Raw genomic sequence first — 14,779 nt, 5'->3', positions numbered from 1 at the left:
ATCTCCCGCGGGCATTCTTTCTACTCTTTATCAGCCCAAGGCGTTTTATGGAATGGCCGAGGGCCTCCAATAATAAGGCCTTGGACATAATCAACGCCAATGCCTCGTAGCTTCTCGAGGATAGCCTCATTTTCGACAAATTCAGCAATAGTCTTCAAACCCATCACTTTACCTACCTTATGAATGGCCTCCACCATGGCATAATCCACGGGATCATCCACCATGTCTTTGACGAAACTACCATCAATCTTTAGGTAATCGACCGGTAGGTTCTTTAAATAATTGAATGACGATAGGCCGCTGCCGAAGTCATCTAATGCGAAACGACATCCGATCTCCTTCAGTGCTCGAATAAACCGAATAGCACTATCAAAATTGGCCACCGCCGCCGTTTCCGTGATCTCAAAGCAAATCATCCGAGGGTTAACGGGGCTCCGTTGCAGTTGCTCAATCACAAACTTCAGAAACAATTCATCGCAGACCGACTGACCGGAAAGATTAATGCCTATCAGCGCTTGCCCTATGGAGTGCTCCTCCAAGGCAATGAAAGTGTTGCTGATTACCCACCGATCCAGGGCAGACATTAAGCGGTACCGCTCCGCAGCCGGGATAAAAGCCATAGGCGGAATAAGGCTTTCGTCTTCGCCTTTCATTCGCAATAACACCTCACCGTGGCAGAGATGCTCTTCCTTATTTAAGGCACGTATCGGCTGGTAATAAATCAGAAAGCGGCTTTCCTCAAAGGCCTGTTGGATACGGGCCACCCACTGCATTTCGCCATGGTGGCGCTCAACGATGCAGTCATCGAGGCGATAGGTGTGAATACGATCACGTCCTTGGTCCTTGGCCACGTAACAGGCTGTGTCTGCAGCACTCAGCACTTCTTCCAGTCCTCCACTGCCTCGAGCAAGGGGCACCAAACCGATGCTGACACCTAGCTGAAAGGTCTTTCCTTTCCAGTTAAAGCGAAAATCACGGATCAGAATCCGCAGACTCTCTGCAATCCCTTGGGCCTGGTCTAAATGGCATCCCAGCAGGAGTACACCAAACTCATCCCCCCCTAGCCGGCCCAGGCAGTCTGCCTCGCGGATTCGCTCCTGTAACAGGGTGGCCAGTTGACGAAGTAATTTATCGCCGGCTAAATGCCCACAAGTATCATTGACGACCTTAAATTGGTCCAAATCCAAATAACATAGGACATGGTGGGTATTGTTCTGGCAAACATCATCCAATGCCTGCCGCAACCGAACTTCAAATTCACGCCGGTTGATAAGACCAGTTAAAACATCATGAGTCGCTTGATAGCTGAGCTGGCTTGCAAGCGCTCGCAGGGGGGTGATATCCCGTAGTACCAGGACGGCACCAAAAATACGATCTTGGGAGTCACGGAGAGGCGCAATAGAGGTTTGAACAATTAATTCCTGATCCCGCGCGTCCTGCAATAAGGCGGTGCAAGAGCGACTCTCAACAGGCTCCTGCGCCAGCCAAGCCGCAATATCACGGATCACATGAGAGCGACTCTCTTCATCAAGAAGACAGGTGACCTTCTCCAGGGACTTGCCTTGGGCCTGACTTTGGGTAGTGCCAATAAGTTCTTCTGCTAATGGATTGAGATAATCAATCCGGCCTTGAGAATCAATAGTAATCACCGCATCAGCAATCGACTCCAGAGTCACCTGAGCCCGTTGATGGTCTAAAAACAAAGCTTCTTGCGCCCCCTGACTCACCAGGGTTTTCCGAAAGCGGATGAGAGTCTGGGCAAAGGCATCCGCAAAACTCATTGATAGCACTTCATCATCGAGAGTAAAGGTGCGGTGATTGCGTTTATCACAGAGATAAATCCGACCGATGATCTTCCCTTCATTGATGATAGGCGCCATAAGCAATGACTTCAGAGGAAAATCAGGAGGCAGAAAATCCACTAAATCTGGATGTGAATTCAGATCATCAATACGTAGCGCTTGCTCTAGCCGGGCTCCCAAGAACTCTTTACCCCCTGAGAGTTGAGTGATAAGTTCTGCTTTCTCCTCAGAAACACCAGAGAAAACAAAGGCCTCTAACTGACCCTCAGCATTCAGTGTAGTCGCCACAGCATATTCAGGCTGAATTAATGCCTGGAGGATATCCATTCCGCCTCGCAACAAATACTCCTCATCGGTCGCGTGAGCTAATAAATCCAATAATCTCTGCGAGACCTCGTAGAGATTGCTGTGTCGCGTCGATGTATTGAGAATTTCCGTCAAAAATTCCGTAACCGACAAGAATAAGGTCTCCTCCTGCTCACTCCAAAGGCAATTTTGCTGGCTCCGCTGCATCCCAAGCAACCAGGGCTCCCCCTGGTTAGGGTAAAGGGCCATCGCCATGAGGGCTTGAGAAGATAAGGGCTCCTGCTCTAGGAACTGGGCGGGAAGGGGAGAATCAACATTAAAAACGACCGGCGACCGGCTCGCTAAAGCTAAACGGAATAACCTTCCTGTAAACTCATCCACAGGGAGATTCCGATTCAAGGTTTGAACTTGAGGCAACCCTGGCTTTGAGCGTTGGCAACAAATACGATAACTCGTAGCAATGGAACTACAAGGATAAAGCAGCCACACCTGGTCGCAGTTAAAGAGGGAAAAGACAGAATCCACAGCAACAGCAAGTAGTCTGTCTATATCGGCGTGATCACTCGCGGCCTGGGCTATAGGGCGTAAAGCTTGGAGAATAGTTGGCCTCTTGGCCTTAACATCACTTCCCTGTTTCATCGCTTAGTGCCCAATAGCGCCCCGCCCCTATCAAAGAATATGCAAACCCATGCTAGGAGGAGGTATTGCTCTCGACCCAGCGGGTACCCGTTGCAAGCGTTTCCTTTTTCCAAAAAGGAGCGTTGGCTTTTAACTCCTCCACCAGATAATAACAGGCCTTGAAGGCAGCCGCCCGATGGGCAGACCAAACCACCACAAGCACGATGGGCTCGTTGGGCTGTAAATGGCCATAGCGATGAATAATAAGAGAGTCGAGAATAGGCCATTGACGTCTTGCCTCCTCGGTGAGCTTACCGAGGTATTTTTCAGTCATGCCGGGGTAATGTTCTAGCTCCATAGCTTGAACATTCTCCCCTTCATTGAAGTCCCTCATGGTGCCAATAAAGCAGGCAGTCGCGCCAAACCGCCCCGCCCGCTTTAAATAGGCTTGCTGGTAGTTAGCAACTTCTTGCCAAGGATCAAATGGAGCATTAATAATGTGAACAGTCACGGCCCACCCCCACCCGTCACCGGGGGAAAGAAAGCAACTTCGTCCCCGTCCCTTACTACCGTCTCAGCGCCAGCATATTCCATGTTTACGGCTATTAATACATTTTCTGAAATCGGTTGACCATCACCCACAAGAGTCCAAACCTCTGCCACCGTTATTGGCTCACTGAAGTCAATCTGACGTTCCGTACAACCCAAACGTTCGCGCAAGCTAGCAAAAAACTTGACTGTGATTGCCATGACTCATCACTCCACACCTTTATTAAGAGTAGGTAATATATTTTGTCCCAAGAATCACACCCTAATGAGATACTGAAATAAGTGCTAATCGGTACAAACTAGGTTATCAATCCCTCAACGATTGGATCTATTTAATGAAAAAACTATCACATTTGAATGAGTCCGGTGAGGCACATATGGTTGATGTGGGGAATAAAGCCATTACTCAGCGAGTTGCCATCGCTGAGGGCCGGATCCTAATGCAGCCTCAAACCCTGAATATGATTAATGAGGGCCATCATAAGAAAGGCGATGTTTTAGGCATTGCACGAATAGCTGGGATTATGGCGGCAAAAAAAACAGCCGACCTGATCCCCCTATGCCATCCCCTTGCACTCACCCGGGTCGCCATTGAGTTATTCCCCCATCCCGAAATCTCCGCCATTGACTGTCGGGCTACGGTAGAGACTAAGGGGCAAACCGGTGTGGAAATAGAAGCCTTAACCGCCGTCCAGATCACCCTTCTTACCCTCTATGACATGTGTAAGTCTGTGGATCGGGGGATGACCATGACGGATATCCGCCTAGTGGAGAAAACTGGCGGAAAATCGGGAGATTGGAAGAGTAGAGGCACGGCACGCCGTACCCCCACCCACGAAAAACCGAAATAACCGATTAAAAGATACCCCACGGGTGCCGATACGCTATTGTAGGGGCAGGGTGTACCATGCTCCTCTATAATCAATCAATCCATTGAAGTCAGAACTTGCCCGTAACCCTTTTATGCGCCTTCTCTATTGCTTATTTTGGCTTTTCTTAATGCTGCTCTCCCCTAGTCATAGCATGGCCAAGGATAAGCAATCCTTGGCTGAAATCCAGGAGATAGCTCGCAAATTTGTCCTCAAGCAGGCGAAAGCGTTACCGGGGAATATCGAAGTCACCCCAGGAGCATTAGATCGGCGCTTGCGCCTCCCGAAATGTTCTCATCCCTTAAAAGCTTTCTTCCCTAGTGGCAGCCGCCCCACAGGCAACACCACAGTGGGTGTCCGCTGTACTGGGGGCACACCCTGGACGGTGTATCTCTCTGTCAAAGTAGCCGTCTATGGTAAAGTAGTGGTTGCAACCCACCCACTAGTGCCTGGTTCCCCCCTAAGCCTTGCTGATATCCATCTGGAGCGCCGCAATCTAGAGCAACTAAGACAAGGTTATCTAAGGGACCCAGCGCAGGTGGCGGGTAAACGCCTCAAGCGACCCTTGGGCTTGGGGGCAGTCATTACTCCCGAGGTATTGGAAATTCCCAAACTCGTTCGGCGTGGGCAACAGGTCATTTTAATAGCCAAAGTCCCCGGGCTACAGGTCCACATGAAAGGCCAAGCTCTCGAAGATGCCGGCGCGGGAGAGCACATTCGTGTCAGGAACAATTCCTCCCAGCGTATTGTCGAAGGGACGGTAACGGCTGACGGTATAGTACAAGTGCAAATGTAATACCCGCAACCTTAAAGCTGAAACCTTAAACGCCGATAACAATGGGCAAAATATTTGAGGAGAAAGCCGAAATGTCCACAGAAATCAATGGACTATCAGGCTATAGTCATGCCCCCGTGCAAAAATCGCTAGAAACGGCTACTGCTGACCGCTCCAAGTCAGCGGAGGATTCTAGCGCCTTAAGTCATCAGACCGCGGAAACTATCACCTTGACTAACACGGCTGAACAACTTAGGGAGACGGAGGCATCTCTAGCCAGTGTATCCGTCGTAGATAATCAAAAGGTTGAGCAAATCAAACAATCAATCCAAGATGGCAGCTATCAAATCGATTCCGAGCGTATTGCGGACAAACTGATTGCCCTGGAACAGGCCTTGAATAAATAGTCATCCAAGCATGTCGGCGCAAGTTCTAATCAACCTTCTCCAAGAGGAGCTAAGCTGCCTTGAATGCCTGTGGCAAACATTGCAAGATGAACACCTTGCCCTACGCCAGAGGGAGGTGACCGACATGGAGGCCGCAGTCAACAAGAAACAAGACGCCATGATACGCCTGGAGGCTGTCTTTCAAGATCATGAAGAGCGACTTAGAATGTCCGGGCTGCCCTCCACCCCCGAGGGCATTAGCGCTTATGTCCAGGCCAGCACCTCCCAGGAGCAGGGGCAACTCTCAACACTTTGGGAGCAACGGCAAGAGCGGCTACAGCAATGCCGTGACCAAAATCAACTCAATGGCAGCCTGATAAACCGTAACCGTCACCAAGTTCTGCGGGCTCTAACAATACTGAGTGGACAGGAGCTAAAGTCTGCGGCTTATGGCCCTGGAGGTGATCTACTCCCCTCTGCCTCAGCACCCCGCTCCCTCCTGGGGCGGGTTTAAACTTAAAAACAATAAATAACTTTGAAGCCTTACATGGATGTTAGGCGACCCCCCAGCGAGGTCGCGAAGTGAAACGGCGCGCCGAGCGCGAGGGCTAAATAACCCGTTGCTCGCTGCGGTGCGTTTCGGTAACATCGACCCCAGGCTAGAGTGTGGTCTCAATAAGGAGACCTTGGAGTTGTTATCAGAAGACCGGCCATGATGTAAAATCCGACCGGCACATCCATTTTGGCTACCGCAAGGAGCGCGGGAAGTTAGGCCTGTCGAGGGGCACAGCCTCCCAACGATACCGCGCAAGAGCTGGGACAATAGGGGCTTCGATGAAGCAGGAAACGCGCAGAGGGCAACCGGGCAGGGCAGGAGCCCAGTCGGCAAAAGCAGATAAGCCGATAATTGTCACTCATAAGCAGCAAACTCCGAGAGATGACACTTCAAACTTTTCAGGGTAGAATTCAGTTTTAAGTCCTGGGGCCGTAGCTCAGCTGGGAGAGCGTCGCGTTCGCAATGCGAAGGTCGGGAGTTCGATCCTCCTCGGCTCCACCATCTTATCCCAACAAAATCCGAAAAAACTGATATCACCAAGGCTAACGCCTTATTCTCATCCAGAATGGCTCTAGCAAGCCTACTGCAGCCGACAATGTTGGCATCTAGAGGCCAGCCCCTTGTAAAAAATTTTTTATTTATCCCATAAAAAAAGGAACCACGCCCTTAGAGCGTGGTCTATGATATCGGAGCACAAAGGCCCTCGCCTGCCGGTTTTGCCTACCCATAGGGTAATAAGGCACTCAAAGTTGCTTTAAAAGCCCCGGCAAGCGGTGCCTTTTCTTTATTGTTTTTGTTATATTCATTATTTTGCGACGCAGACGCGGGAAGCCACAGTTCCACAACCTACTAATGTGGCTTTCCGTTTTTTTCTGCGCCATCATGAGCGCCTAGGGGTTATAGTAAGCACCTAAATACCCATGAATGTCAAGGTATTTAGTTCATAAATATTGCTGATGGCAATCTTCTCTGCAACGGTGGGCCGATAGAGGGACATTCCCATAGTCTCCACACCGCTTTTAGCACCGCTACTTGAAAGTCTAGCTGCATATCCCGCCTTAGCTCAGTCCAGGTTTCCTAGAGAGTGGCAACAATATCCCCACCTACCGCTTCCACCCCTCTGAGAAGTCTTTTCTCGCTCCCTTTGATGAACGTTTTTCCCTATCCCACAAACCCGGACCTCACTGACCCAAGCCCGGACCACAGCAACCACCGTCCATGACCCCTAGAGGTGTCTCGCTACTCCGACAAACAGAGCCTAAATGAGGTTGGTTTAAAACCCACTTTCAGGGGGAACAGACATAACACATAAAACTTCTTTTAACCACTAAATATCTAAAAATCATAAACTTAAGCAAAAGACAACCTCCCTAAACAAATATTGGCACAATTTATGTCTGTCTAAAAAATTCCATTAGCAGGAAAAACACAAGTATTCCACCGACTGAATCACAGAAATAAATTAAAGGACTTGTCTTTAGAATGGGAGGAGTTGAAATGTCAGTAGCTGCCACAACCCCCACCAAAACTCATACCATCGTTCTGACCATCCGGGACACGCTAGACTTTACCATGAGCCAAGATTCCTGGGAGGTCTCTACCCAGGGCCAGAAAATAAACTTTGTGGTTGATTTAGCAAACATGGAATCAATCAAAGATTCCGGTTATGACTTGCTATGGATGCTCAAGGAATGCGCCGATAGAGAACAAGCTGATATCAGTATAATTCACTGCACTCCCTGCCTTCATAAAGAATTATGCGAGCTAGGCCTGGATCAGTATTTCAGGATTGATGAAACCCAGGACTAATCGGTCTTAAAATAAGGCAGGCTCACTGATTACCCCTTCACTCCCTAAGCCTCATGGGGTAACATGAAAGCGAGTTTTTTGAAATGGAACGCATTGGGCTGAGGTTGGTTTGCAAAGAGAAGCGCATCAAACTCCCCCTGACTAAGTATCCAAAAATACCATTACTGCCCCGGTAGCTCAGCTGGATAGAGCATCCCCCTCCTAAGGGGAAGGTCATACGTTCGAATCGTATCCGGGGCGCCAATTTTAACCCTTTAAATCAATAGCTTGTACACTCTCCTTCCTTGTCCGAAACTTCTCTTTCACCAACAGCATGATCAGATCGTGACACACCTGCTGGCGGGTTTTTATCTGCCTTGAACTTAGCCGCCTTCCGGATCCAGTTCCTAAACGCCGCCTCCCAATTGCTGAACAGGGACCCCTTGGCCTGATGGTAATCGCGGAATTTCTCGCACTCCTGCGCCAGAAAATTAACCACCGTTTTTGCCAGATTAAGCGCCATGAAAATGATCCTGCGGTTAATAAGGGGTCATTGTTCTAGACAGCGAACTCACAGTCCCAGATATCGCAGGCTGGCGAAAAGAACGGATGCCATCGCCCCCGGTGGGACACAAGATCCAGGTCGTACCGGACTGGGTGTGTGAAATTTTCTCGCCATCCACGAAGAGCACCGATCGTGAGGAGAAGATGCCCTTGTACGCCCATTATGGGATCCAACTTGCTTGGCTGGTCGACCCGAAAACCAAGACGCTGGAGGCCTATGAACTTGTCAACAGCCAATGGCAGCCCTTAGGTCTTTTCCGCAACGATGATATTATCTCCGTAAAACCGTTCGATGCCATTGATATTCATGATCGTACTCTTCCAAAGGTTGATACCACCGTCTTTAGACGGTCAGTTTTAACTACGAGACTAAGCGGTGTATACTGTTGGCTTGGCGCGCGTATCCCACGTCGATGTCCAGCCTGCCAGACAGGCGTAAATAAATAACGAGGGATTGCTTTGCTTATCAGCTTAGCAACGGGCGCCCCTGTGGGGTAAGCCGTCCGTATGTGGGGTCTCTTGACTACCATAAATGACCGCTCCTTTTGGGGTTGGGTCTGAAAAAGCCACCTGCTTTAGCAGGTCGGTCGTTTACTTAGCGGATCATTGGGTATAACCGCGCTCGCCCATTCAGTGATGAACACCCTCGGTCTCGCCTTCCAGCAGGCGATCGACATGATTAGTCGCGGCGACCCGGAACTGGTGGAAATCGTTCTGCTGAGCCTGCGGGTAAGCCTAACGGCCACCTTGATCGCCAGCGGGATCGCGCTTCCCATCGGCGCCGCCACTGGGGTGGCCAAGTTCCCCGGTCGGCAGGTACTGATCGTAATATTCAATGCCTTGATGGGATTGCCGCCGGTGGTCATCGGATTGCTGGTGTACTTGCTGCTGTCACGCGCCGGGCCACTTGGCGACTACGGCCTGTTGTTTACGCCTACAGCGATGATCATTGCCCAGACCATTCTTATCGTGCCCATCGTCGCGGCCCTGTCGCGCCAAGTGATCGAGGACGCCTGGAGCGAATACTCGGAGCAACTCCGTTCCCTCGGCGCAGGTCTCACCCAGTCCGCGCTCACCCTGCTGTGGGACACCCGCTTCTCACTGGTGACCGTCGTGCTAGCAGGCTTTGGGCGTGCAGCGGCCGAAGTGGGCGCGGTGATGATTGTCGGCGGAAACATCGCCGGCGTGACCCGGGTCATGACCACCGCCATCGCGCTGGAAACCAGCAAGGGCGATCTGCCCCTGGCACTAGGTTTAGGCATCGTACTGATTTCCCTGGTGCTGCTGCTCAACGCCGTCGCCTACGGTGTCAAGCGAATCGCCCAGCGGCGGTACGGATAGGCCATGGGGTATCCAGGAACGCTACTGCCCTTGCAGCTCGACGGCGTGACCTTCACTGCCGGCGGCCGAACCATCCTCGAAGGCATCACCGCACGCATTGAAGCTGGGCCGCGAACTGTCATCTTGGGCCCCAATGGCGCGGGAAAAAGCGTGCTCATGCGCGTGTGCCACGGGCTACTGGCGCCCACGGCAGGTACGGTAAAATGGAACGTTCCCGACCGACCGGGCAGGCGCCGTCAGGCGATGGTGTTCCAGCGTCCAGTGATGCTACGGCGTTCCGCCTGGGATAATATCACCTATGCACTGAAACTCGCGGGGGTAGCGAGAAAGGACCGGGACCGGCGCGCTCAAGCAGCGCTGGAGCAGGTCGGACTGAGCCGTCTGGCCCAGAGCCAAGCGCGGGTGCTTTCCGTCGGCGAGCAGCAACGGCTGGCGCTAGCCCGGGCGTGGGCAATGCGACCGGAAGTGCTGTTTCTAGACGAGCCGACGGCGGGCCTCGATCCGACGGCGACGGGCGAAGTGCATCGGATCATCCAGGCGATTCACGATGCCGGCACCAAGATCGTTATGACAACCCACAACCTGGGTCTGGCAAAATATTGCGCCGACGAGATATTGTTTCTGAACGAAGGCCGGCTGCTGGAGCAGACGCCGGCCGAACGCTTTTTCACCCAACCGGCTTCGGCCAAAGCCCATGCCTTCCTTTGCGGAGAACTACTATGGCACTGACTGGAAAACTTCTCATCGCAGCGACGTTGCTTCTCTCCCTAACGACCAACGCAGCGGCTGCGGACAAGTTCATCACGGTGGCCTCGACCACCTCCGCTGAGAATTCAGGGCTGTTTAGGGAAATTCTTCCTCAATTCAAGCAGAAGACCGGCATCGCTGTGCGGGTGGTGGCCCAAGGGACGGGACAGGCACTGGACACCGGCCGGCGCTGTGACGCCGACGTGGTGTTCGTCCACGACCCGGCTTCGGAAGAGAAATTCGTCGCCGAAGGCCATGGCGTCAAACGCCACGGGGTAATGTACAATGATTTCGTCTTGGTGGGGCCGAAATCCGATCCGGCCGGTGTTGCCGGCGGCAAGGACATCACCATAGCGCTGAAGAAAATCGCCAATACTAAAACGCCGTTCGCCTCCCGCGGCGACAACAGCGGCACCCACAAGGCGGAGCGGCGCCTGTGGCAGGCGGCCGGAATAGATCTCGAAAAAGCCAAGGGTCCCTGGTACCGGGAGATGGGCTCCGGAATGGGCGCGACACTCAACACCGCAGCACAGATGAACGCCTACCTCCTTACCGATCGGGGAACTTGGCTTTCGTTCAAAAACCCTGTGGAGCTGGCAATTCTGGTGGAGGGGGATACGCGCCTATTCAATCCCTACAGCGTCATCCTGGTGAACCCTACGAAATGCCCCAATGTAAAAAAGGACCTGGGACAAGCGTTCATCGATTGGCTGGTATCACCCGAAGGTCAGAAGGCCATCGGCGCGTACCAGATCGGCGGCAAGCAGCTCTTCTTTCCTAACACGAATGCGAATAGCTGAATTGGGTTTGGAACGCCCCCTCTCACTTATCAACACTTAGGGGCAACTTAGCAAATCTGCGATAAACTTGGATATGAACAGCAAGGAACAATCATCGACGCCCCGCGTTCGCCTCGTGGAAATACAACTGGAACAGGCGGGCCAACGAATCGACAACTTTTTACTTTCCCAACTCAAGGGCGTTCCCAAGAGCCGAATCTACCGTTGCCTGCGCCGAGGAGAAGTTCGGGTCAATAAATCCCGTGTCGCTAGTAGTTACCGCCTAGAGCAGGGGGACCAAGTCAGAATTCCTCCACTGCGGGTGTCTCATCCCAGCGTTAAGGAACCCGTAGCCCCTTCCCTCTTGCACCTCATCGAGAGCAGCTTGTTATATGAGGATAAGCATTTGCTCATTCTCAACAAACCGGCTGGAATCGCGGTCCACAGTGGTAGCAGTATCAGCTATGGGGTTATCGAGACATTACGGCACCTGCGCCCAGAAGCCCCTTTTCTGGAGCTCGTCCATCGTTTAGACCGGGAAACCTCAGGTTGCCTGATGGTCGCCAAAACCCGAAGCACCTTGCTGGCACTCCAGTCGATGCAACGGGAACAACTCATCCATAAGCGCTACCTTGCCCTTGTCAAGGGACGCTGGCCAAGAAATATCGGACAAGTAAACTTGCCCCTGTTAAAAAATATCTTACAGTCTGGAGAACGAGTCGTTAAGGTGAGCGCCACCGGGAAACCGGCTGCCAGTCATTTCCACCCCAAACAGCTCTATAAGGAAGCGACGCTGATGGAGATCACTTTGGAAACCGGTCGCACCCATCAGATCCGGGTGCATGCCGCCCATCTCGGTCATCCCCTTGGGGGCGATGAAAAATATGGTGATCCCGCATTCAACAAGCGGCTACGAAATTTGGGACTGCGCCGGTTGTTTCTCCATGCTGACCAGCTAAGCTTTACACCGCCCGAAGGAAAAAAATTACTCAAGATAACCGCGCCACTGCCCGAGGAATTAAGCGCTGTACTAAAAGCATATGCCAACAAAATTTTAACCCAACAGCCTTAAACTAAAAGGTAGTAGGCCCCACAACCTGCCCTTTAGTAGCGCTGATCCGTTATTATTAGCCAGACCTTTGTTTATGGAGGCCCAATGTCAGAACAAGATCCTTCTACTACCGATCTCGACAAAAAACAGGAAACGCAGCTCAGTTGGGAACGAGAAGTCCTAGAACGTCTGGCTTTTAGCGCCCTCAAAGAGCAGCGGCGGGCACGTCGCTGGAATATCTTTTTTAAGATACTGTTTGCCGGTTATTTATTGGTATTCCTACTACTCTATCTCCCCAATGGGCTCAGCGCCCCCGGAATCACCACACCCCACACTGCCTTAGTAGAGGTTGATGGACTCATTAGCGCCGATTCCTTCGCTAGCGCCGAAAACATTAAAAAAGGATTGCAAACCGCCTTCGAGAGCGAACATAGCAGGGGGGTAATCCTACACATCAATAGTCCTGGCGGCAGCCCGGTACAAACAGGCCGTATCAATGATGAAATTCACCGCTTGCGTCAAGAGCACCCCAATATTCCTCTCTACGCTGTCATCAGCGATGTCTGTGCCTCTGGAGGATATTACATTGCCGTCGCCGCCGATCAAATTTACGCTGACAAAGCAAGTATCGTGGGTTCCATCGGCGCCCTGATCAATGGCTTCGGCTTCGTTGACGCCATGGAGAAACTGGGAGTGGAGCGGCGCCTATTCGCGGCGGGTGACTATAAAGGCTTTCTTGATCCCTTCTCCCCCATCAAAGAATCCGAAGCCCAGCATATCCAAAAAATGCTGGAAAACATCCATAAACAATTCATTCAGATCGTAAAGGATGGTCGCGGAGAGCGTCTCAAGGAGGATCCCTCCCTATTCAGCGGTCTAGTCTGGACGGGCGAACAGGCCCTTACTCTCGGCCTGATCGATGGCTTAGGAAGCAGCGACTATGTGGCCCGCGAGATCGTAGGCGCAGAAAAAATCGTTAACTACACTCCCAAGCCTGGATTTTTGGAACGCTTCTCAGCCCAGATCGGAGCCACCCTCATTGAGATGCTCTCCGACTTCAGCCTCGCTGCTAATATGAGATAGCCCGCAGGAACAGGGGGTAAAAGAAAAGAATACCCAGAGCCACTCTAACCTCAGGGAAAATACCCCAAAAAGAGTTTTCCCATCGAGGCGGTCCCAGTCTACCCGGAAGCTATTCCAAGCCCCGGTGTAGACTGGGGTAACCCTAACCCCTCAGCGTAAGGTGAAGGACTCCTTGAGTTTTTTCTCAACGGGAGCATTTTTGAGTTGGACGTAGACGGGCAACCCATTCTTGTAGGGGGGATAATCTTCACCCTGGATCAAGGGGGTAAGATAGCTCCGGGCCTCTTCTGTAATCCCGAAGCCTTCTGGGGTAATAAAGCTTCGGGGGAGATCTTTCTCCACATTAGCCACGTCCTTAAGGGGCGCTGAACCAATCTCCCACCGATAGGGATCAGAGGACTTTCGGATGATAGTCGGCATCACCGCATTTTCACCCCTGACCGCAAATTCTACCGCCGCCTTACCCACGGCATAGGCCTGTTCCACATCCACCTGGGAAGCAATATGCCGCGCTGCCCGCTGGAGATAGTCGGCGACAGCCCAGTGATACTTATAACCCAATTTTTCCCGCACTATCTGGGCAACCAAGGGGGCTAAACCACCAAGTTGAGCATGGCCAAAGGCATCCCGAGTCCCTGTTTCAGACAGAAATTGGCCTTCCTTATTGCGTACTCCTTCCGAGGCCACAATCACACAGTAGCCATAATCTTTGACACTGGCATCTACCTTTTGAAGGAATTGCTCCTGCTCAAAGGGGATCTCGGGAAACAGAATGATATGGGGCGCATCTCCTTCCTGCTCTGCCGCCACACCTCCCGCAGCGGCGATCCAGCCCGCATGGCGCCCCATGACCTCGAGGATGAAAACTTTGGTCGAAGTCCGCGCCATGGACGCCACATCCAAGGCCGCTTCCCGTACCGAGACCGCCACGTATTTCGCCACGGACCCAAACCCCGGACAATTATCAGTGATAGGCAAGTCATTATCTACGGTCTTGGGAACCCCAATACAGGTGATGGGATATCCCAGCTGATCGCCAAGTTGCGATACCTTATGGGCAGTATCCTGAGAGTCGCCGCCGCCATTGTAGAAGAAATAACCGATATCGTGGGCTTTGAACACTTCAATCAAACGCTCATATTCGGCCTTGTTCTCTTCAAGCCCTTTAAGCTTATAGCGGCAAGACCCAAAAGCGCCCCCTGGAGTATGCCGTAAAGCAGCAATGGCGCTATCACTTTCCTGGCTGGTGTCGATAAGGTCTTCGGTTAAAGCGCCAATAATGCCATTACGCCCCGCATAGACCTTTCCAATAACCTCCGAATGCTGTCGCGCGGTCTCAATGACACCGCAGGCAGAAGCGTTGATAACAGCGGTAACTCCACCCGATTGGGCATAAAATGCATTTTTTTTGGCCATACTATTCTCCATTATTGCTTAAGGAAAGAAAATTTTTACAAGGTTAAGGGGGTGGCAAACACTCACTACCCAGGGCACCCCTATTAGACCCAATGAGCCCTTGACCCCCATCGGGCTGCCGTAATACCAGGGCTAATTGACTCCCTTAG

General features: G+C 51.9%; 16 protein-coding genes and 2 tRNA genes. 13 read left to right on the top strand and 5 right to left on the bottom strand.

Annotated elements, in window-relative coordinates; translation table 11 throughout:
* Positions 1-20: 20 nt before the first annotated feature.
* The 3 genes from NHAL_RS02555 to moaD are packed head-to-tail and all read right to left on the bottom strand — an operon-like array spanning position 21 to position 3,476.
* A complete protein-coding gene (locus tag NHAL_RS02555; RefSeq protein WP_013031600.1) occupies positions 21-2,747 on the bottom strand; it encodes an EAL domain-containing protein in 2,727 nt (908 codons plus the stop codon).
* A gap of 52 nt (positions 2,748-2,799) precedes the next feature.
* Positions 2,800-3,237 carry a molybdenum cofactor biosynthesis protein MoaE gene (locus tag NHAL_RS02550; protein WP_013031599.1) on the bottom strand — a complete coding sequence of 146 codons (438 nt, stop codon included), beginning with the start codon at positions 3,235-3,237 and terminating at the stop codon, positions 2,800-2,802.
* Entirely contained in the window at positions 3,234-3,476 is a 243-nt protein-coding gene (gene moaD / locus NHAL_RS02545) for a molybdopterin converting factor subunit 1 (RefSeq protein WP_013031598.1), read from the bottom strand. The genes NHAL_RS02550 and moaD overlap by 4 nt, the downstream gene beginning before the upstream one ends.
* Before the next feature lie 134 nt (positions 3,477-3,610).
* On the opposite strand from moaD, the gene moaC reads away from it, so the two are divergent.
* From moaC to NHAL_RS02510, 7 genes are all read left to right on the top strand, one after another.
* Positions 3,611-4,126 carry a cyclic pyranopterin monophosphate synthase MoaC gene (gene moaC / locus NHAL_RS02540; protein ID WP_013031597.1) on the top strand — a complete coding sequence of 172 codons (516 nt, stop codon included), beginning with the start codon at positions 3,611-3,613 and terminating at the stop codon, positions 4,124-4,126.
* A gap of 82 nt (positions 4,127-4,208) precedes the next feature.
* A complete protein-coding gene (gene flgA / locus NHAL_RS02535) occupies positions 4,209-4,940 on the top strand; it encodes a flagellar basal body P-ring formation chaperone FlgA (protein WP_238985419.1) in 732 nt (243 codons plus the stop codon).
* A gap of 71 nt (positions 4,941-5,011) precedes the next feature.
* Positions 5,012-5,326, top strand: coding sequence for a flagellar biosynthesis anti-sigma factor FlgM (flgM, locus tag NHAL_RS02530; RefSeq protein ID WP_013031595.1), 315 nt, complete (start codon positions 5,012-5,014; stop codon positions 5,324-5,326).
* Between the two features lie 10 nt (positions 5,327-5,336).
* Complete coding sequence (locus NHAL_RS02525) at positions 5,337-5,819, top strand: flagellar protein FlgN (protein WP_013031594.1); 483 nt, start codon at positions 5,337-5,339, stop codon at positions 5,817-5,819.
* Positions 5,820-6,286: 467 nt separating this feature from the next.
* Positions 6,287-6,362 (top strand) — tRNA-Ala (locus NHAL_RS02520).
* 996 nt (positions 6,363-7,358) lie between these two features.
* Positions 7,359-7,670: a hypothetical protein gene (locus NHAL_RS02515; RefSeq protein WP_013031593.1), complete on the top strand. Its 312-nt coding sequence runs from the start codon at positions 7,359-7,361 to the stop codon at positions 7,668-7,670.
* A gap of 166 nt (positions 7,671-7,836) precedes the next feature.
* Positions 7,837-7,913: transfer RNA gene (locus NHAL_RS02510), tRNA-Arg, on the top strand.
* Between the two features lie 16 nt (positions 7,914-7,929).
* Here the strand turns inward: NHAL_RS02510 and NHAL_RS02505 are convergent.
* Positions 7,930-8,172, bottom strand: a complete 243-nt coding sequence (locus NHAL_RS02505) for a hypothetical protein (protein WP_041354593.1) — start codon at positions 8,170-8,172, stop codon at positions 7,930-7,932.
* 86 nt (positions 8,173-8,258) lie between these two features.
* Between NHAL_RS02505 and NHAL_RS19595 the strand changes: the two genes are divergently transcribed.
* The 6 genes from NHAL_RS19595 to sppA all read left to right on the top strand — a co-directional run bounded on the left by NHAL_RS19595 (position 8,259) and on the right by sppA (position 13,214).
* Positions 8,259-8,660 carry a Uma2 family endonuclease gene (locus NHAL_RS19595; RefSeq protein WP_049780572.1) on the top strand — a complete coding sequence of 134 codons (402 nt, stop codon included), beginning with the start codon at positions 8,259-8,261 and terminating at the stop codon, positions 8,658-8,660.
* 189 nt (positions 8,661-8,849) lie between these two features.
* On the top strand, positions 8,850-9,554 hold the full coding sequence (locus NHAL_RS02495) for an ABC transporter permease (RefSeq protein ID WP_013031592.1): 705 nt from the start codon (positions 8,850-8,852) through the stop codon (positions 9,552-9,554).
* Positions 9,555-9,584: 30 nt separating this feature from the next.
* Positions 9,585-10,283, top strand: a complete 699-nt coding sequence (locus tag NHAL_RS02490; protein ID WP_203434352.1) for an ABC transporter ATP-binding protein — start codon at positions 9,585-9,587, stop codon at positions 10,281-10,283.
* On the top strand, positions 10,274-11,101 hold the full coding sequence (locus NHAL_RS02485) for an ABC transporter substrate-binding protein (RefSeq protein WP_013031590.1): 828 nt from the start codon (positions 10,274-10,276) through the stop codon (positions 11,099-11,101). The genes NHAL_RS02490 and NHAL_RS02485 overlap by 10 nt, the downstream gene beginning before the upstream one ends.
* 73 nt (positions 11,102-11,174) lie before the next feature.
* On the top strand, positions 11,175-12,152 hold the full coding sequence (rluC, locus tag NHAL_RS02480) for a 23S rRNA pseudouridine(955/2504/2580) synthase RluC (protein WP_013031589.1): 978 nt from the start codon (positions 11,175-11,177) through the stop codon (positions 12,150-12,152).
* Between the two features lie 84 nt (positions 12,153-12,236).
* Entirely contained in the window at positions 12,237-13,214 is a 978-nt protein-coding gene (gene sppA, locus NHAL_RS02475) for a signal peptide peptidase SppA (RefSeq protein ID WP_013031588.1), read from the top strand.
* A gap of 150 nt (positions 13,215-13,364) precedes the next feature.
* Here sppA and NHAL_RS02470 read toward each other — a convergent pair whose 3' ends face one another.
* Positions 13,365-14,630, bottom strand: a complete 1,266-nt coding sequence (locus tag NHAL_RS02470; RefSeq protein ID WP_013031587.1) for a 6-phosphofructokinase — start codon at positions 14,628-14,630, stop codon at positions 13,365-13,367.
* Between the last annotated feature and the right edge of the window lie 149 nt (positions 14,631-14,779).

The organism is Nitrosococcus halophilus Nc 4 (assembly GCF_000024725.1).
GTDB lineage: Bacteria > Pseudomonadota > Gammaproteobacteria > Nitrosococcales > Nitrosococcaceae > Nitrosococcus > Nitrosococcus halophilus.
The sequence above is the reverse complement of the archived record's forward strand: the minus strand, read 5'-3'. Positions and strand labels throughout refer to the sequence as shown.